This window comes from Coleofasciculus sp. LEGE 07092, from assembly GCF_015207375.1.
Lineage (GTDB): Bacteria > Cyanobacteriota > Cyanobacteriia > Cyanobacteriales > Coleofasciculaceae > LEGE-07092.
In genome coordinates this window covers 22636-41876 of sequence record NZ_JADEWY010000003.1, presented here as the reverse complement: position 1 = coordinate 41876, position 19241 = coordinate 22636, and the positions used below count along the sequence as shown (strand labels likewise).

17 protein-coding genes are annotated in these 19241 nt (G+C 44.4%); 4 read left to right on the top strand and 13 right to left on the bottom strand.

The window, feature by feature from the left end; translation table 11 throughout:
- Positions 1 to 4: 4 nt before the first annotated feature.
- A complete protein-coding gene (locus IQ257_RS01400; RefSeq protein WP_193873361.1) occupies positions 5 to 1000 on the bottom strand; it encodes a glycosyltransferase family 2 protein in 996 nt (331 codons plus the stop codon).
- An 865-nt stretch (positions 1001 to 1865) separates the two neighbouring features.
- Here IQ257_RS01400 and IQ257_RS01395 point away from each other — a divergent pair.
- Together IQ257_RS01395 and IQ257_RS01390 are read left to right on the top strand one after the other, a co-directional pair.
- Positions 1866 to 2345, top strand: coding sequence for a DUF3531 family protein (locus IQ257_RS01395; protein ID WP_193873360.1), 480 nt, complete (start codon positions 1866 to 1868; stop codon positions 2343 to 2345).
- A gap of 111 nt (positions 2346 to 2456) precedes the next feature.
- Entirely contained in the window at positions 2457 to 3590 is a 1134-nt protein-coding gene (locus IQ257_RS01390; protein ID WP_193873359.1) for a cob(I)yrinic acid a,c-diamide adenosyltransferase, read from the top strand.
- Between the two features lie 42 nt (positions 3591 to 3632).
- On the opposite strand, the gene IQ257_RS01385 is transcribed toward IQ257_RS01390, so the two are convergent.
- Together IQ257_RS01385 and IQ257_RS01380 are read right to left on the bottom strand one after the other, a co-directional pair.
- Positions 3633 to 4970: a glycosyltransferase family 4 protein gene (locus tag IQ257_RS01385; RefSeq protein ID WP_193873358.1), complete on the bottom strand. Its 1338-nt coding sequence runs from the start codon at positions 4968 to 4970 to the stop codon at positions 3633 to 3635.
- A gap of 641 nt (positions 4971 to 5611) precedes the next feature.
- Complete coding sequence (locus IQ257_RS01380; protein ID WP_193873357.1) at positions 5612 to 5752, bottom strand: hypothetical protein; 141 nt, start codon at positions 5750 to 5752, stop codon at positions 5612 to 5614.
- 52 nt (positions 5753 to 5804) lie between these two features.
- On the opposite strand from IQ257_RS01380, the gene IQ257_RS01375 reads away from it, so the two are divergent.
- Positions 5805 to 8114: a GumC family protein gene (locus tag IQ257_RS01375; protein ID WP_193873356.1), complete on the top strand. Its 2310-nt coding sequence runs from the start codon at positions 5805 to 5807 to the stop codon at positions 8112 to 8114.
- On the opposite strand, the gene IQ257_RS01370 is transcribed toward IQ257_RS01375, so the two are convergent.
- Together IQ257_RS01370 and IQ257_RS01365 are read right to left on the bottom strand one after the other, a co-directional pair.
- Positions 8041 to 8676 carry a YdcF family protein gene (locus IQ257_RS01370; RefSeq protein WP_193873355.1) on the bottom strand — a complete coding sequence of 212 codons (636 nt, stop codon included), beginning with the start codon at positions 8674 to 8676 and terminating at the stop codon, positions 8041 to 8043. The two genes, IQ257_RS01375 and IQ257_RS01370, sit on opposite strands and share 74 nt — an antisense overlap.
- Positions 8676 to 9869, bottom strand: coding sequence for a glycosyltransferase (locus IQ257_RS01365; protein WP_193873354.1), 1194 nt, complete (start codon positions 9867 to 9869; stop codon positions 8676 to 8678). Before IQ257_RS01365 ends, IQ257_RS01370 begins: the two co-directional genes overlap by 1 nt.
- 39 nt (positions 9870 to 9908) lie before the next feature.
- Between IQ257_RS01365 and IQ257_RS01360 the strand changes: the two genes are divergently transcribed.
- Complete coding sequence (locus IQ257_RS01360) at positions 9909 to 10865, top strand: sulfotransferase family protein (protein WP_193873353.1); 957 nt, start codon at positions 9909 to 9911, stop codon at positions 10863 to 10865.
- Positions 10866 to 10882: 17 nt separating this feature from the next.
- Here IQ257_RS01360 and IQ257_RS01355 read toward each other — a convergent pair whose 3' ends face one another.
- The 8 genes from IQ257_RS01355 to IQ257_RS01320 all read right to left on the bottom strand — a co-directional run bounded on the left by IQ257_RS01355 (position 10883) and on the right by IQ257_RS01320 (position 19241).
- Positions 10883 to 12088, bottom strand: coding sequence for a glycosyltransferase family 4 protein (locus tag IQ257_RS01355; RefSeq protein ID WP_228060328.1), 1206 nt, complete (start codon positions 12086 to 12088; stop codon positions 10883 to 10885).
- Between the two features lie 27 nt (positions 12089 to 12115).
- A complete protein-coding gene (locus tag IQ257_RS01350) occupies positions 12116 to 13432 on the bottom strand; it encodes a hypothetical protein (RefSeq protein WP_193873352.1) in 1317 nt (438 codons plus the stop codon).
- Positions 13419 to 14642 carry a glycosyltransferase family 4 protein gene (locus IQ257_RS01345; protein ID WP_193932904.1) on the bottom strand — a complete coding sequence of 408 codons (1224 nt, stop codon included), beginning with the start codon at positions 14640 to 14642 and terminating at the stop codon, positions 13419 to 13421. The genes IQ257_RS01350 and IQ257_RS01345 overlap by 14 nt, the downstream gene beginning before the upstream one ends.
- Before the next feature lie 135 nt (positions 14643 to 14777).
- Complete coding sequence (locus IQ257_RS01340) at positions 14778 to 15455, bottom strand: FkbM family methyltransferase (RefSeq protein ID WP_228060327.1); 678 nt, start codon at positions 15453 to 15455, stop codon at positions 14778 to 14780.
- A 399-nt stretch (positions 15456 to 15854) separates the two neighbouring features.
- Positions 15855 to 16481: a sulfotransferase domain-containing protein gene (locus IQ257_RS01335; RefSeq protein ID WP_193876094.1), complete on the bottom strand. Its 627-nt coding sequence runs from the start codon at positions 16479 to 16481 to the stop codon at positions 15855 to 15857.
- A gap of 206 nt (positions 16482 to 16687) precedes the next feature.
- Positions 16688 to 17227, bottom strand: a complete 540-nt coding sequence (locus IQ257_RS30985; protein ID WP_369076441.1) for an acyltransferase — start codon at positions 17225 to 17227, stop codon at positions 16688 to 16690.
- A gap of 47 nt (positions 17228 to 17274) precedes the next feature.
- Positions 17275 to 18075 carry an FkbM family methyltransferase gene (locus IQ257_RS01325; RefSeq protein ID WP_193876096.1) on the bottom strand — a complete coding sequence of 267 codons (801 nt, stop codon included), beginning with the start codon at positions 18073 to 18075 and terminating at the stop codon, positions 17275 to 17277.
- 20 nt (positions 18076 to 18095) lie between these two features.
- Positions 18096 to 19241, bottom strand: a complete 1146-nt coding sequence (locus tag IQ257_RS01320; RefSeq protein WP_193876097.1) for a glycosyltransferase family 4 protein — start codon at positions 19239 to 19241, stop codon at positions 18096 to 18098.

Here is a 19241-nt window from a genome sequence, read left to right as displayed (position 1 = left end):
CTGTTTACTTGTGTGGTGTTGTTTGTTCGTTCGATAGTCCTGCTAGGAAGTGTGGCAGTAGTTTCATCGCTTTCCTTAACTCTTCTACCATCCCCCTGATTCGGATTGGGAATCCCGGCGACAGCAGCAAACGTCGCAAAATTTGCACGTAGCACTTCAGCCTTTCCCCTCCGCTCAATGGAGTTCGCCAAACCAGACGGCAGTACTCGATATAGCGCCGCCATCTCGGTAGCAGCAGTTTGCCCCGGTTATTGGGATCAAACCAGTTTATAGCTAGTTCTTCATCTGTTTTGTTACTCTGTTGCGAATTTTGCGGGTGAATTCGTCGGAAGAACAGAATTTCTGGAACTTCATGAAATTGACCGCAAATTGCCAGTTCTGCTAGCAAAACTCTATCGGCATGGGGATAATTCCCCATCATCTGTGTTCGTTTCAGCACTTCAGTGCGCACTAACCCAAAAATTTGAGTCGCATGATACCAACCATAGGTTTCCAAAAGTTGATAAAACCGTTCGTGTGGCTTTGATGAATAAAGGTTCAGGTTTTCTGTGTAAAGACTGACTTCATTGCCATCGGCATCAATTTCCTTGGCTTGTGGATAGCATAAAACCACAGAAGGTTCACGCTCTAAGACTTCCAGGCATTGCTCTATATAATCTGGAGCACACAAATCGTCATAGGCTGCCCATTTGAAGTAGTCTCCCCGAGCGCGCTCAAAAACCAGGTTAAAGTTTTTGGCTCCTCCCTCATTTTTAGGATTGCGATAATATTGAATCCGAGAATCCTGTTTGGCGTATTCTCGGCAAATCGCTTCGGTATTATCAGTAGAGGCATTATCAGAAATAATTAACTCAAAATTAGAGAAAGTCTGATTCAGTAGTGCCTCCAGCGACTCTCGCAGGTAATTCTGGGCATTGAAGATCGGCATACCGATGGTGACAAGCGGTTTATCGCTGCCTTGGAGATGCTTGTCTTCAAGATCGGGTAGAATTAAAGACACTTGCGTCACCTCTGGCTATCGGGAAAAATAAGCAAATTCATAGATTAATGAATTAGGATTGAAAAAGTAAGCTTTCTCAGTCATATCTAGAAGACCTTCCTTCTAGATCAGGGATTATGGTTCTGTTTTAGTCAATTTAACCTAGAACTGCACAGGTTGCACTTTTTAAACTAGACTTTTCTGATCCAGGATAAGGTTTGCAGTTGGGCGTTTTAAGTAGATTACGCACAGATAAGGCTGATACAGCGTTTTTAGATAGCTCGTAAACAATAAAAGCGTTGAAAGCCTTATAATAAAAGACTTGGGCTGTTTATTTTCAAATGAAAACACTATTATAAAAGAAGCTTTCTCCGCAATCTTAACCTCCTAAAAGTCATTTAGCAGCCCCTTGACAAAGCTTGTTGTCTTTCAATCCCACGCTCATTAGGATCATCGCTGGGTTATTGGCTCTGCACGAGTATACCTGATCTCTCATCTAGACAGACAAGAATAAACACCGACTTCATCAAGTCTTAAAAAACGCTTTCTTGATCTTGATGAAACCTTTATAATTTCCTCACAATAGTGTGCATCTTATACTATTAGAGGACTATCTCATTGACTCAAGTGCAAAAATATGCATAAAGGGAAGATCGTATTTTATTATACAGTATTAAAATTCTTAGAGTACAGCCTATTTCATCAAGACTACCAAAAATTTCTGCCAAACCTTTAATACCAAGCTGCGTTCTAAGCCGTAACTTTGAGAAAGAGAGAAGGAAAGAGGGAATAGGAAGTTCTCAATTACGTTGTTGTTTTTGAGGGTAACTTGGTATAGGTTGCTACTTTTGGTTAGAATGGTCGAAACCCTGGAAATTTAACAGTAATGCAGGTACAGTTCCGCGAGTATAACCCGTTCGATTTGTGGATTTGGCTGGAATTCAGCACCGTTCCTTCCCCCATGGAAAAGGAATACATTGAAGAACTGTTCAACTCGTGGTTTTACTTAGGCAAACTGGGAGGATTTGATGCAGAAAACCTCCAAGTTCAGGAAATGGGTGTTGATATCAGCTACATGGACTATGATGAGCGTCAAGCAGACAGCAGTCTGATGGCACTGATGCATAATAAAGCAGATTTTGAGTATCAAGGGACTTGGGGACGCTGCTGGTTTGATTTGGGTACAAGTGATGCGTTCGCTCTTGATGTCTTGATCAATTCTCTCAAACAGCTCGAAAAGGAATATGTCCAAATCGAACGATTAATTATTGGTGGTCAAAATGAAGATTGGTCAGTAAAAACCGCTAGGGAAGCGCTTTTCTACGAATCTCAAGAAAATGGTCAGGGCATTAGGAATCATGAATAAGGAATTTTGTATTTTTATGGGGACGATAGAAACGAGAGAGGAACCGTACCACACCAACTCACAAAGTGTTGTAGTCTGAGTAGTTCACTCTCTAACGTTTCAAGGAGCCGAATGACCAGAACGGGTATTGGTATTCGCACGGCGGTTGAGCGTTCCGAGCGCATCACCGGTCAAATTCACGTTTACGATGGGGTTGGTAAAGGCAAGTCTCAGGCAGCATTGGGCGTTGTATTGCGCTCGATTGGATTGGGCATTGACTCCACTGAGTCTAGCCGCGTCTTGCTGCTGAGATTTCTGAAAGGATCAGGGCGTACCTACGATGAAGATGCGGCAATTGAAGCGCTGCGTCGGGGCTTCCCTCATTTAATTGATCAAGTGCGCACAGGACGAGATTCGTTTTTTACGAAAGAGGAAGTGACTCGCTTTGATGCATTGGAAGCGCACCGGGGTTGGGATGTTGCCAAGGGCGCGATCGCTTCTGAACTCTATTCTGTTATCGTCTTAGATGAGTTGAATCCCGTTCTAGATTTGGGTTTGTTGGCAGTAGAGGAGGTAGTTCAGACACTGAAAGACAAATCCCCCTATCTAGAAATTATCGTCACCGGTCGAGGAACGCCCCAAGCCCTCCTGGATATCGCCGATTTGCACACCGAGTCTGTCCCCCATGACCATCCCATTTCTAGAGAACAGGGGATTGAGGGCATTGAAATCTATACGGGAAACGGCAAGGGCAAATCAACCAATGCGTTGGGGAAGGCATTGCAGGCAATCGGTCGGGGCATTAGCACCGATAAGTCCCATCGAGTGCTAATTGTGCAGTGGCTTAAAGGGGGAAGTGGGTATACAGAAGATGCAGCGATCGCAGCCTTGAGACGAAGTTACCCCAATTTAGTCGATCATCACCGCTGTGGTCGAGATGCGATCGTTTGGCGGGGTCAACAGCAGATTTTAGATTATGTTGAGGCAGAACGGGGCTGGGAAATTGCCAGAGCAGCCCTAGCATCGGGTTTGTATAAAACAATCATCATGGATGAGCTAAATCCCACCGTTGACTTAGAACTGTTGCAGGTGGAACCGATTGTGGATGCTTTGCTGCGTAAACCCCGCGATACGGAAGTTATTATTACAGGTCGCTGCAAAAATCAACCGACATATTTTGACCTTGCCGCCGTTCATTCCGAGATGATTTGTCACAAACACTACTGCGAAAAAGGTGTGGATTTGAAGCGGGGAGTAGATTTTTAGCAGCGGATTGTTCTGATAACAATAGATTGCGATCGCTATTGTCTATTTACCTCTTTTTGGATGGGAGATGGGTTGGGGGTGAGGATTAACGGCTCCAACAGTAGTTGATGCGCATGATTCCCATCCCTCGATTACTGACTTGTGCAGCAGTTGTGAGTACTGGTTGGCAATGAGTTCAGGTGTAAAGTGGGTTTTTAGGTAGTACCGTCCTGCTTCACCCATTTGCTTGACAAGGTGAGTGTCGGTGGACAAGCGTCGAATAAAAGCCGCTAGACCAGAAGCATCACCATTATTGAAAGCCTCACCACATCCGGCTTCTGTGACTATTGTCCGTAAATAGGAGTGGGATTCGCAAATCGCTGCCACAGGACGCCCCGCAGCTAAGGCGGCGTAAAGCTTGCTAGGTGCCACTAAGCCTTCCATGCCAACACTCACGCTCACCAAGGACAAGTCACAGGCGGTTAGGGAATAGGGCAGGTTTTGTTTATCTTGATACGGTAAGAAGCAGCAGTTTTTCAAACCTAACTGAGTGGCTTGAGATTCAAAAGCTTTGCGTTTGGCACCATTGCCGATGAAAACAAATTGAATTGAATCGTGTTGTAGGAGTTCTGCCGCTTCCAAGATCGTATCCATATCATGGCAGCGTCCCATGTTGCCGGAATAGAGAACTGTAAAGGTATCGACCAGATTGAAGGTTTGGGCAAACCAATTTTCTTGCTTAACAATGGGTACGATCACATTAGCATCTGCCCAATTATGAATGACCGAAATCTTACCCCGAACTTCCGGACATTTTGCCGTAATCCTCGTTTTCATAGATGGACTAAGTACGATGATTTGTCGAGCCTGCCGCCAAATGCGGCGGTTTATCGTATCCCAAAGTCGTACAAACCAATGATGGCGAGAGATGACACTCAGTTCAACAGCTACATCGGGATAGAGATCGTAAAGTAAGCAGACATAGGGGACATTGAAGAGCTTCTTGACCAAGTATCCCAAAATTGGTAAGAAGGGAGGGGCAGTCGTCACTAAAAGGATATCGCCGCGACTGCGACTCTTAAGCAAATGAAGTCCAGCACGCAGGCAAAATAGCAATCCATTAACAGCTTTGCCCCGGATGCGTTTCGACCAAATTCGAGTGGCACGCGATCGCTGAATTACCCCTCCCTCGAAATGCTCAAGGGCTGGGGCAGACTGGTTGTGAAATGCATAACCCGGTTGTCCTGTAAAGACTTGAACGAAAAGACTCTGTTTCCCCAGCCGAACAGCGAGTTCTTCAATGAGCTGTCCTGTCGCGGCGTAGTCAGGCGGATAAAATTGGGTAATTATTGAGAGTTGGATGGGTCTGCCATGTCGTACTGGGGTCTTGCCGTTGCTCATGTCGCTTTATTCTTGAGTGGGATTACCTGACTTATACAGGGTGACGTTAGGACTTACCCATACAATTTATTTATATTCGGATTGGAACGTCTATCATTGTTTGATTTTTTCTAACTTTTTCAAGGGATTCTTATGCGTTATAAATTTATGAGTTCATCTTAGTTAATTCTATTATTCGTGGATTACATTTCATTCTGGAACCTCATTTTCTTGAAAATTACCTTAATAAAGATAATCCATTTAATCCCCGTATAGAAATTACAATTCTAGATGAAAATCAGCATCATTTGCTCCGATAGTGTTTCTTTATCAATCGATAAAAATATGATTCACTATCTTGAGTGAGTGTTACAGACTCAGTAACTATCTGAATTTTTTCTATTTTATTTTATGACGACTAAGCTTTCTAAACTGAACGACAACTCATTCACACTGTCTATACGAACAGTAGCTGTTGCTTGTTACCCAGAAAGCCCGTTGCTTCTAAAATCACTAGATAGGTATTGACATCAATTTTTAAATATGATATCTATGTCACCTATGGATTAGATGGCTGTGTGGTAAATATTCCCTGACTCTGCTGACGGACTTCCTCTACAAAAGTGCCTCTGCTTCCGTCGAGGGTTTAAACAGCCACAGGTTCATAAGGTAATGGCTCCCACCGTTGGCACGGGCGGCGGATTCTCTGACTCCCTTCTAGAGCTTGTCCTGATAAAGCGTACCAACACTGTATCAGTAATTGATAGGGTTTGATTCCGATTAACCTCTCTATCAAGGTTCATGATAGGAGAATTCACGTCAGTTTTGTAAAAGCCAAGTTCAAGTTTTTGCCTTATGGGTCTAAATGGGGATTATCAGCCGTTGCTGCCTAACCGTAACGGCAAACCACTCTCCGAAGTGCCTCAACTCTACACCAAGGGGTTTTCTGAGATTGAGGAAGACAAGCTCGACCTGCGTCAGATTCTGGCGGTGGCGCGACGACGAGCATTCGTTATTGCTGGGGTAGCGATCGCCGTAACCTCTGGCATAGTCGCTAAAGTGTTGGAACAGGAACCTAACTACGAAGGCAAGTTTCAGCTACTGGTTGAGCCAATTTCTGGGGAAAATAAGTTAGATCGGATCGACGAATCACTCAAGCAAAGTGCCGGGGTTCAAGGTAGCAGTCTGGATTACGATACTCAGGTTCAGGTACTGTGGAGTCCGCAGGTCATGACTTCGATTGTCGAGAAAATTCAAGACCAGTACCCAGAGATTGACTACAATACCCTCCGAAGCAAACTGCTAATTTCTCGGCTGCAACAAACCAAAATTTTAGAAGTTCGTTATCAGGATTCAGACCCCCAAAAAATTCAATTTATTTTGGAGCAAGTTGCCGAAGGCTACGTTGATTACTCCAAGCAAGAGCAGCAAACCAGCATCCGACAGGGAATTCAGTTTGTCAACGACCAATTGCCCAAACTCCAGGAACGAGTAAACAAGCTTCAGGAGAGACTCCAGACCTTTCGACAGCAGTATAACCTCGTCGATCCAGATACTCAAGGTCAACTCTTGACGACTCGCATCGGTCAAATTGTCCAACAGCGACAAGAGACAGAAAGCCAGCTCAGTGAAACTCAGTCGCTCTACATCAACCTGCAAAATCAGTTAGCAGAGTTGGGAGTATCTCAGGAACAAGCACTTACAGCAGCAGCGCTTTCAGAAGCTCCCCGCTACCAGGAGTTACTCAACCAGCTTTCGGAACTCGATAGCAAGATTGCGATTGAGTCAGCGCGATTTACCGATGAAGCTCCGACGCTGCAGGCGCTGCGGGAAAAGCGGCAGAATTTGCTGCCCCTGTTGGATCAAGAAGCCTCAACGGTTCTAGGCAACCAAATCTCTGGGGTTCCCAGCAACACCGAATCCCTCTCGTCCCCCAGTTCCATTCGCTTGACATTGACTCAGGAGCTGGTTGACACGAAAAACCAACTTCAAGTTTTGCAGGCTCGTGCTACCGAGGTGGTCCAAGCGGAACGTTTGGCGACTAGCCAACTCAAACAGTTACCAGGCATTGCCCGTCGGTATACAGATTTACAGCGAGAGCTGAAAGTGGCGACAGAGAGCTTGAACCGCTTTCTGGCAGTACGGGAGACACTACAAATTGAGTCGGCACAAAAGACTCTACCTTGGCAGTTACTCGCCATGCCACAACTACCGGAAGCTCCGATTTCTCCTAACATACCCCGTGGTCTGGCGCTGGCAACTGTGGCTGGGTTACTCGCTGGGGCAGGTGCCGGGTTATTAGCAGAAAAGTTAGATAACGTATTTCATTCTGCCGATGAGTTGAAGGACAGCACGGGTTTGCCACTTTTGGGAACAATTCCATTTCGCAAAGACCTAAAGAAAGGCATTATCCGTGCGGGGGCAAGTTCAGCCGCGAATACTGAGGCATTGGCGTCGGAAGTAGGCGGACGCTCTTATCGATATCACGCCTCTCCGTTTTTAGAAGAATTTCGTTCGCTCCATGCCAATCTCCACTTTCTCAGTCCCGACCAACCAATTCGCTCACTAGTGGTAAGTTCGTCGGTTCCAGCAGATGGAAAATCGACGACAGCAACGTTTCTGGCACAGGCAGCCGCAGCTATGGGGCAGCGAGTGTTGTTGGTAGATGCAGATTTGCGGCGTCCTCAGATACATACCACAACAGATTTACCGAATGTTTGGGGATTGAGCAATGTCATTTCCAGCGAGATGAATGTAGATGATGTGATTCAGCAATCCTCCTTAGAAGATAATCTATTCGTACTGACAGCAGGGCAGATTCCACCTGACCCGACTCGGTTGCTGTGTTCTCAAAAGATGCGGAATTTGGTGGAACGTTTCCAAGAGACGTTTGACCTGATAATTTTTGATACACCCCCCCTATTGGGTCTGGCGGATGCTCGGTTACTTGCAGCTCATACGGATGGAATTGTAATGGTGGTGGGATTGGGACGAACTGACCGGGCAGTGTTGTCGCAAGTCTTGTATGGATTGAGAACGTCTAATGCTAGGGTGCTAGGAGTAGTAGCGAATGGAGTTAAGGGCTATACGGCTAGTTCGTATGATTACTATCGCCGTTACTATGGTAGAGCTGCTGTACAGGAGACAATGACAGTCGAGGGTTGAGGCTAGCACCAGTGTGACCCGTAACAACCCAGAGGAAAGCACGACCGACATCGCGCAGAAGGCGGAATGAGGATTCTGTGGGTATGTTTGATGGTACAGAGACAGGGGTGAAGGCGATGCCTTGGCTGCCAAGGACAAGGATAGCGATCGCTGTAGCTCTGGGCATATGATAGTCGGAGGTGATCAGGTAGAGGTGCTGGATATGGCGGCGCTTGAAGTCAGGCACTAAAGAGGTAAAGTTAGTGACAGTATCCACAGCGCGACGATCTAGATGTACCCGTTCATCATTGATTCCAGCAGCGCGAAAGATAGGACGGGCTTTGTTGGAGGGAATGCCAGAAGAAACCCAGATGTCTAGAGTCGGATGAGCTTGGGCAAATTGAGCTGTGAAGGTTTCTCGCTCCACACCACCACCAAGGGTGAGAATAGCTTGGGGGTGGGGAGCTTGGGAATATGCGATTGCCAGTCGCAGGGGAATAATGCTCAATAGGATCAGGATGAGGACAGTGCTAACCGCACAGATAAGACGGTATCGTTTGTGATGACAATAAAAATCCTTCACTAGCTATAGGTCAAATCATCTGGCAAAGGCTTTCGTTCAAGGATGGCTGTATAAACTTGGATGAGCTTTTTCGCAGACTGTTCCCAGGTATAGTTTTGGAAAATAAATTGACGAGCGCGAGTACCCATTGCTTTAGCTTGGTGAGGATTACTCAAACCGTGAATTAAGGCATCAGCAATGGCATTCGTATCAATCTCGACAACATAAGCCGTTTGTGCTTCAGCCGCTTCTGGAAAATTACAGCCAGTTGTAATAATACAGGGCAATCCAGAAGCCATGCCTTCTAAGACAGACATACTGAAGCCTTCAGAATAAGACGGGGCAACGTATAAATTAGCAGCCGCTAAAGCCGCATATTTCAATGAGCCAGTGAGCATACCTGTGAAGATGACAGCATCTAGACATCCTGCTTGTGCAAAATAACGTTTAGCTGTTGGCAGAAAACCGATATTATCAGGTCCGGCTACGACTAAATGAGTCTCAGGAAACTGACTGTGAACTTTAGCAAAGGCAGGAGCAAGTAAATCAAGTCCTTTTTTGGGGTCAAGGCGACCGAGAAACAGAATTAAAGTTTTATTTCTGGCAGCAGGGAACTGTTGATATAAAATTTCTGGAGCTGGCAGTCTCTTAAATTCTTGTGAGTGAATACCATTCGGAATAACAACAGTAGGTGGCTTTAATCCTAGAAGCTTTATGTTTTTGGCTTCGGTGGTTGAAAGAACGTGGATAGCACTGGCTTGCTGGAGAGCTGGCTTTTCAAGTAGAGTGTAATAGAACTGCTTTTTCCAAGCTTTGTGGGATATTGCCCAGGGTTCTAGCATCCCATGAGGAGTTATAATATAGGGAATTTTGTAGAATATACATACCCAATGAATAAGAGTAATCAGGGGAGCAAAAATAGTATTTGTATGAACTAGGTTGTAATGGGTTATATGCTGGCATAGCCACTTTAATAAAGATGAACTCACAATGAAGTCATTCCGATGCCAACAATTAAAGTACTGAATTTTGTAATGGTTTTCCTCAATCCATACTTCAAGACGAGAGTTGAGTTTATCACATCCATTAGCATTGCTGGTAACAATATCAAGAAATACCTCGTAACTCCCGATATTTTTGGCTAACTCAATCACTACTTTTCCCGGTCCGCCATAATTTGAACCCAAATAGGGTGTAATCTCTAAAATCTTCATACTATATAGTTATTGCGATCTCTCGAATATTTTTTTAACATGATAAATGCCCTAAAGCCTTGGTTTCGACAAATCAAATATAGCTGGCTCCACTATAGCGCAGACTATAAAGCTCGGCATTCTCGCTCAGATGAGACTACACTGAATTTTTTATCCCCTGTATTTTTGATGGGTTGTGGTCGTTCGGGTACTACCATCCTCGGAGATATCTTGGCACGGCATCCGAAGGTTCGCTACTTGTTTGAGCCTTACCATCTCTGGGCTGCTATCGAGCCAAAGACGGATGTACTGAATCTTTATTATCGAATTGATGCTCACTTATTGATGAATGTATCTCACTGTAATGAGGAATCAAAAGTTCGTTTCAATCATTTGATTATCGGCTTTAAACCTAATATCAATGCTCTAATTATTCTTGAAAAAACACCCTTCAATGCCATGAGAATTGGTTATCTTAAGGCTTTGGCTCCTACGGCAAAATTTATCCACCTTGTCCGTGATGGTGTTGATGTTTCCTGCTCTATTGAGCGTATTGCCTCAACCAATAGCTACAAAATTGCAGGCAAACCTCAGCTCAATCAGTGGTGGGGAGTTGAAAACTATAAGTGGAAGGCTTTAGCACGGGATGGAGCATCTGCTGGATATTATCCTAAGGAAGTTCATCAACTGCAAGACCACCGCTCAAAAGGAGCATACGAATGGTTAGTAAGCTTAGGCGAGGTGGATAGCTGGCGCGAACATCTTGGTCACCGCCTCTATGAAATTACATACAATCAGTTGACTCTACATCCGGAAGCTACATTGCACAGCCTTTGCCAGTTCTTAGAATTAGATAGTCCTAGCAACTGGCTTAATGAAGTGACCCAGATGATTCATCCAGCTCAACCGACTTTGGGCAATAGGCTCAGTTTACCATCACCGATGTGTGATACTTTCAATCATTATCAAGAAAGATTTGGTTTCTCGAATCGGGCTATTCCTTTAAAGGTTTTATAAAAGTCTAGAATTTAAAGCTACTTTGACTTAATCATCAGTGCAGCTTCGCTCGCCTTTAAGAGACCCTCAGCAAAATGTTGAGGACTATAATTAGCTACAATAATTTGGCTGAATTGTCCCATTTTGATCCGTGCATCTGATGAAAGCTGATGCATGGCTAATAAGGTGTCAGTCATATTTTCTTTGCTGGTTGGATCAAATAAGAGACCATTATGACCCTGACGAACGAGTTCATCACAGGCTCCCACTGTACGGCTACATAATATCGGCAGTCCAGCCGCACAAGCTTCGTTCACGACTAATCCCCAGGGTTCTTGCAGAGCCGGATGCACGAAAGCATGGGCTAGCCCATACCAATCTGGAATGGCTTGATAACTGATAAAACCAGGTAGATGGACGCAGGCATTGAGCCGTTTTTCGATAATAAGAATACGGATAGAGGTTTCTGCTTCGCCACTACCACAGATAACAAGATCCCAGGCGTTTTCCTCTCCAATTTGTTGGCGATAGGCAGCAAAGGCTTCTACAAGACGAAACACGTTTTTGCGTTGAATCAACCGAGTGACGACCAAAAAATAGGGTCTTTTGGGTATCTTTGGCTGGCGTTGTCTGGCAGCAACAGGGTTTTTCCTTGCTGCCTCAGCACCTAAAGCAAAATAGTCATTATTGACGGCATTGTAGCCCATAAAAATGCGCTCTTGAGGAAAACCTAACTTGAGCAGGTAATCGCAATGGAGTTGACCTCCAACCAGGGCAGCCGTATAGTTTCTGACATAAAGCCAGGATTTTATCTGTTCTTTCCACCACCAGCGTTTTTCATCATCCCATTTGCTCTCGCTCATCAAAATGGCTGGCACTCGGTGGCGCTTGCTCCAAAAAAGTGCGGCGCGAGATACAGGAAAGCCCCATCCAGGGATAGCCAGGATATCTGGTTGTAGAGCATTTAGACAAGCGGGTATTAAAGAAGCGGCGACATCAGACCAGGGACTTCGATCAAGGGTAGGAGGAGTAGTCTCTATAGGCAATAAGCTTTTTAGGGGAAATGTAATTTCGTGTTCTATACTACCCCATGGACGTTCTTGTGTATTGTCTGTAACTTGGAGAGCAGTCAAATGCCAACCTTTTTGCTCACAGGCAATATTGGCAGCACTCAGACGAGCAGCATGATAGCCTCCAATGTTGTAGAAAATCACGATAATGTGCATATCCGAAGCCGTAATCAATGCTTAATTCGTCCAATCCAAAGAGATTTATTCATAAGTAGAATCGTAAGCCTGAATGAATGAGGATGATTTTAATCTGAAATTTGTCCGCTTGAACCAGAGCAATAGAAAGCAAGGCCAGAAAGCCATACCAATCCAAGCATAAATTCCAGGTAAGTCGCCACCCCGCAAGAGCGGGATTAAAGAGGCACAAACTATGGCACGAATCAGAATACTAGCAAAAGGTTGAAGTTTAGTCGTATAACGAACAATAGTTGCCAAAATTACCCCATAAACTGAGGAGCAAAGGAAAACACCGATGATGCCAGCCTCCGCGAAAAATGACCCGAACAGGGTCGGCGAAATTCCCAATGTAAAACCCGTATTGGCAGTGATAAGTCCCAGTTGATTCATGTAGCCTCCCACAGGTTTATCTGGCCATAAGGCTCTGGGAATAGGACGAAGTAGAATTTCTAGATGCTCCATACCCCAACGAAAGTCTAAACGTTGGGGGTAAACTTCTTGTATGAGTACGAAACCATCGAGCATATTTGCATCTTCTGCACTGAATGCACGTTCCCAAGCAGCTTGATTTAAAATATCAGAGGTCAATTGAGGGTTTCGCATGGCTCCGGCTAATGCAAATATGCTGATACCTACAATAGCTATACTGGATAGAACCGCTAGGCGAACTTTTGGTCGATAGGAAGAAGAGATAATGATGCCACTAGCGACGATCCACCCTAAAAATTGGAAGCGTCCACTGGAACTGAACGTGAGATTCGCTAAACTAGCAAGAATAACAAAGGCAGCAAGTTTACTAAACAGTGAGGAAAATCCACCAAATTTCCAAAGGCAGACGATGAGTGTAGCCACCCCAACTAGAACAAAGGGAAACAAACGCAGGTAACCACTAATTTGGAAGGCGAGGGAACGTCCAGAAGCTATTTGCTCAATGACGTTAGAGCGAGTAATGACTACTAACGGCAGGCAAGATAAGCCCAAGAAGATAACTTTAGGACGTAGCCATCGTAACAAGGAAGAATCACAAGAGAGAATGGCAATTGGTAAAACCCGCCTTTGCTGCACCATATAGGTTCCCAGTAAGCACATTTGACCCAATACTATGTAGCTTAGAGCGATGAGAGCTGCCTCTTTGGTAATTGCCCTAAAGCCAAAGCTGCCAAGATTCACCCACTTATCTATGCCGCTAGTAACTGCCCAATAGCGGTAGGATGCCATGTAAAATAAAAAGCTGCTGATTAGCAGAGGGATTTCATCATTCCGCCGCAGCAACCAAATCCCACTAATAATCAATAGCGCAAATTGGGTGAAGACTAGCTCTGGGTATTCAAATATGGACATAGGGTAGAGATTGGAGATGGTGATGCAATCGGGACAAGCTAAACTTAGACATGGTAGTAGTTTTCCTGGCGAATGCTTGAAGTTGCTGAGGATTATTCAGGCAGAATTCTAAAGTTTGGGCGATCGCTTCCCTAGTAACTTCTGGTAATATCAGCCCGTTTACTCGATCTTTCACGACTTCGCCACAAAATCTGGACGCAATAATCGGCAGTTTCCATGCCTGTGCCTCTAGCTGTGTCAGACCAAAACCATCAGACAGGGTAGGAAACAGGAAAATATCGGCTAGGTGATAGTACTTGGCTGTCTGACTGCGAGGCACAGCACCAATCCACTGGATCTGCCTGTGCATTTTAGCTTGCCCAGCAATGCCTGGAGAACCAACTAACCAAAATTCTATGGGTTGGTTATGTAAGAGTTGAGCAGCTTCTAGAATAGCAGCAATGCCTTTACGCAAGATTACCTGACCTAGAAACAGCACCCGCAGGGGACGTTCAGCGGAGAAAGCTAGGGGGTAGGTTCGCACAAAATCCCATGCTACCTCAGGGGGTTCGTAGGCAAGAGGTATAATATCAATCTTGTTGCCAGGAATACCAGCTTGTTGCAAGGCTTGGCTTGACCAGAGGGAGTTTACCACAATCCGGTCAGCTAGGGAGCATTCTTCACGCCAGTTGTCCCAGTAGTGGGGCGGTGCGGGTTGCCAGTTGGATTGATAGGTCGGATATTTGCTATGTTCTTCTTGAACTAACTTTTCCTCAACTGGTCCGGGATCAATTTGCCCTAGGATAGTGTGCCACCCTTTGGTTTTGGCGTAGCGGAGCAGTTCTAATGCTGCATAACTGTAGGCAAATAGGGTGGGGTGGGAGTTGAGTTGTGGGGTGACGGTTTCTAGGGTCTGAACAGCTTGTTGTTGGAACCAACAGTTACGGGCGATAAGGCGTTCCCATCCTAAAGTTTTTTGGATTCGTTTCGCCAGTTCAAAGCGAATCAAAGAGGCAGTGAAGGCGTGAACGGAGGCCTGGGTTAAGTCAGGGTGAAAGCGATCGCGTAAATTGGCTAACAACGGTGTAGGCAGCAAGTTTAGTGGAGACTGAGGTAAGACCCAAGCATCGGTAATCAGATGAGCGAGTTGTCCAGCTTTGTGTAATGCCCGTGGAATAGCGTAGTGTTCGCGGGCTCCCAGTTGACAGCAAATCCAGGGTGAAAAAGGCATTTCAGATTTATTCGGCGGAGAATAAGAGAGTTATTTACGCAGTTTTTAAAGATTCTTGCTATTTCTTTCGTTTCAAAGAGAACGGCGTGTGCATCCTTTTTAGTTTGTATTTAGCTGTAGATAAGCTCTAACAACTTAATCCAGTCGAGTGGTAACCCAAGAGGTTTTGATAGTGCGTGATTCTGATCCTAGCAACCAGTGAGGTTCGGGTGGACGGACATCCACAGTTCTGTTGGCTTGAGCAAAAAAATCCTGCACCGGATTTAGTAGATGGTCACCATGGACTTCGACGACCCAGTGATGGGGTTCTCGGAGCAATGAAGTTGCCCCCTGAAGTACCTCAACTTCAGAACCTTCCACATCTACTTTAATTAAGGAACGCTTGCGATGAAGGGATGGGCGTTCGTTATAGACTTTGTCCAAGGTTATCGTTGATTTGTTGCAGATAGCACCAACAAATAAGGGAATGAATTCAAATTCAATGCCAGCATATTGAGACCAATCGGCAGGACGTGATAATGTTGACTGTTGAGTTAGACTTGGTTCAAAGGCAATAATGTGACCCTCGTGGTGATGGCGTTTGAGTGCTTGGGCACACCCATAAGTAAAATAGCCGTCGTTTGCACCGACATCGTAAACAACCTGGATGTTAGGAATAACCTGCTTAAGCCAAGGATTCAGGATATGTTCGTAGATGCCCAGTAGCTTTCGCTTAGAGCAAGCTGGGTTTAGGATCAGGCGAGCGCCTCGAAACGGACCTGCTAATAAGGTCAAGGGAACTGGCTTTTTGCTTAGATAGGAGAATAAGCTCATCTTTAATGATTAAAAAGATTTAATTGTTGTTTAAAAAAAGCAGCATTAATTTTTTCTATCCACAGTTTAGCCACTTCACGAGTTCCGGCTTCATTAAAATGAACTCCATCTGAGGTTTCGCGGGAAGATTTAGCAAGGGAATCAGTTTATTTTTGTAGATTATGTTCCTGAGCGCTTAAGTTTCTTAAAGTAGCCAGGGTTGGTCGTTTAATTTATAGTGCAGGTTAGGCGAGAACTTCTTGATAAATCGGGCTAGGTTACTCGCAACGAGGGTGTAGGGTTCCACCTCTTTAGTAACCACCGAACCCGCACCCACTACTGCACCCTCGCCAATGATGACTCCTAGCAGAATAATTGCTCGGTAGGCAATCCAGATACGAACACCAATTGAGAAATTTACTAATCATACCCATCTGCATATCCATACTTTATAATAGCTTCGCCAGCAACCTCCTTAAATGCACGTTTGTGTTCCTCTGAAAAATGATTTTTCCAGTCACCAATTTGTCCTTTGCGAAAGGTATTTGCATTCTTAAAAAACGCTTTACTTGCTATTTCATTAATCTGATTTTCTGAAACTTCCATGCCTAGATAAGAAGCAATCGCCCGGACAGCTTGCACTTGCTTCTCATCACTACCGCCACCAAAACGTCCAATTAGATCCTCGAAGCGAATGGTTAGACAAGTTGGTTCATCCCACCAGGGTGCATAACCTCTAGCCCAGTCGCCTATTGAACAGAATCCCATGCCAGGTTTATTTATCCCACGAATGGCAACCATGAGTCGATCAGCGTCAGATTTTAATGAGTTGAGATAGGTAAACGCCGGATGACTGCTTAAAGAATAGGTGTGGTAATAGGCACGGGAAACTGCAACATCCCTCAGATCACGAATGATAAATAAATTACGAATGTTTGCACTCTTAAGAGCGTCAACTAGTTCCTGACTCCAGTACAAATGCGTAGCAATATATTGCCCCTGGCGAATTTTAGGTAACTCTTCAGGGAGGTGTAATTTTCCCTTCACAATATCATATCTCCAACGAGGAACCAGCAGAGGCAAACAAGAAAGAACACGTAAGAGTAGATGAGTCCCTGATTTTGGACAACTATTAGCCAGAACCCTTGGTCCATAGCAAGATGCTTTGAATTCATGGAGGGTTAGAGGGACTGGGATTCTTTTTAATTCAGATTTTCGTCTTATTAACTTTTGAAGAGTATCAGGAGATTGAATCATAACAAAAAAGCAGAATAATTTAGGGAATAAGTCAGTTGAGTATTTCTCTTGCCAATAATTTTTGCCGGTACACCTGCTACTATAGTGTAAGGTTCTACATCTTTGGTCACGACTGAACCAGCACCAACTACTGCTCCCTCACCAAGAGTAACTCCTGGCAGAATAATAGCTCGGTAAGCAATCCAAACGCGATCGCCTATCGTTACATCTCCGCCCTTGTTGCTAAATACTGACGACTGCGGGTCATGTCCCAATGTTAAAATTGCAGCTTCTGGTCCGATGGAGACATCAGAACCAGTCCGAATAGGATAGTGGCGACCATCAAATAAGCAGCCGAAATTAATTACATTGCGCTCACCAAAATAAACTTTTCTTCCATTCAAGAACCGACATCCCATCTGCACTGATGTTCCCTTACCTACCCCTGCTAAATAGGCTTTGAGATAAGTCATACGGATTTGGCGGAATGGCACGTTTCCAATCAAATAATTGTAGCTATAACTCAGAACACTGCCAGCGAATAGTCTAGAGTTCACGGGTGCAAAGTTGAATAGACGTTTTTGAAAGATGGTATAGTGTGTGTTCAACTTTGATACGCTGAAATTAGGGTGCAGCTAACGGTATAATCTTCACTACCCTTGATTGTGTAACCATGCTCGCGTAATAGAGCAAGTAAAGACTGACCTTTGGTATCAAAGTAGTGAATTTCCATGCTGATCCAGCGAGGATACTGACCATTATTCAGTAACGTTGGTAGTACTTCATACTCTGCTCCTTCAATATCAAGTTTAAGCCAGCAGTTCGGTTCAATTTTAGGCAGAGTACAGACAATGGGAACTCCAGGTGGATGTTCGTCAACGAAGCCCGTGTGGGAAGATTGAGCATGGTAGTAAAGGGTAGTGTTTTTTGACCAAAGACCCAATTGATGGGTGTCTGCTTGCAAACGATTGAGTTCTAAGTTATTCTGAAGCTGGTAAAAGTTGGCTAAATCCGGTTCGTAACAAATCAATTTAGCTTTGGGGAAGTAACTCAAAGCGTGAATGGCAAACACACCAATATTTGCACCGCCATCTATAATTGTTTTAGGTTCAAAATCAGGAATCTCATAGGTTCCCCTAACTAATTCACCACCCATTAGGTAATCTGCCTCATTACCTTGGCGCATAGAGAAATACATCGACCGCCCGTTACAGTTTAAATATAGCTTAACTAAAGTTTTCACACTAAGGTTATTGATGAGTCTGATAAACCACAGACGTAGTTTGACGCGATGGTGACCCATTACACCTAAACCAGCGATTAGAAAAGCTAGCCATTTATCCTGCAAAAATATTCCTTTTTGAGCATGATTGATAAGTTTAAAAATGGTGGATACAGTAGACATACAGTTTTAGGAATTAATTGCTAAATATAACCTAAACGAGCTATCACTAACTCGGCATTCAGCTTCCAATTCTTTTCCTTACAATATCTTTCCCATTGAGGACTGGGGGAATTTTCTAACCACCGTCTGATTCCATTCACTATAGAATCTACATCATCCGCCTCAATCCCTATTCCCAGCTTATATGTTCGGATTACAGAATATAAAAAGCCTCCACCTGCTGAAGCCAGACAAGGTTTCCGGTAACTAACTGCTGCATTTAAGACCCCGCTTGCAGAGTGAAAAGTTTTGCTGTAGGTAAGAAGAATAAGATCGGCAGCTAAAAAGAAGTTAGCAACTTCCATATCTGGGATAAATTGGATTTTCCATCGACAGCGATTTGCCACTCCTAGATTAGTTGCTAACTGCTGATAAAAAGCTGCGGGACGCTGACCTGATGATTGTTCTTTTCCAGCAACAAGTAGATATAAATCAGGAAAATTTACCATTGCTCGGATCACAAGATCGAGATTCTTGTTATCGCGAATATGACCAAAAGCCAGCATTAGTTTTGCGTCAAGGGTCAAATCCAGACTAGCTCGTGTTTTTTCTCGCGATTGATTGGCATCAGGAAAGCAATATGTTCCGTGGGGAACTACAGTTGTTTGGAGTTGAGGCATTGACCGAATGGTATCGAGTTCAATAGCTTCATGAACAAAGGCTTCCCTTAAGAAAGAATAACCACAGGCGATTGACCAGCGATGCCACCAGCGAGGCCCAACGACAAAATTACGCACGGGGTCATGTACGACAGCACTAAATATAACTCCTTTCTTGGCTAATTTTCTCAAACGACCAGACCAGATAGGCGCTAAATATTCCACATATGAACCTAGCAACACATACTGATAGCCATTTTTCTCAATAAATCTAGCCAATTTGTTAAAGTTGGTCAGAATGACATAACTAAAGTGTACTGATTTTAATATTTTATGGGGAATTAAATTCTTAAAGGTTATGTCTTGCAGAATTGGCATAACCTTATATGTTTCCCCCCTACCAGTCGGATAGTTGGGAGTGCAAAGGAAAGTCACGTCTACTCCCAACGTCCCCAAAGCATTTGCCTGCTCGTGGGCGTAATCAGCAATGCCTCCATAACTAGCTGGTGAGTAATAAAGAAGTTTCAT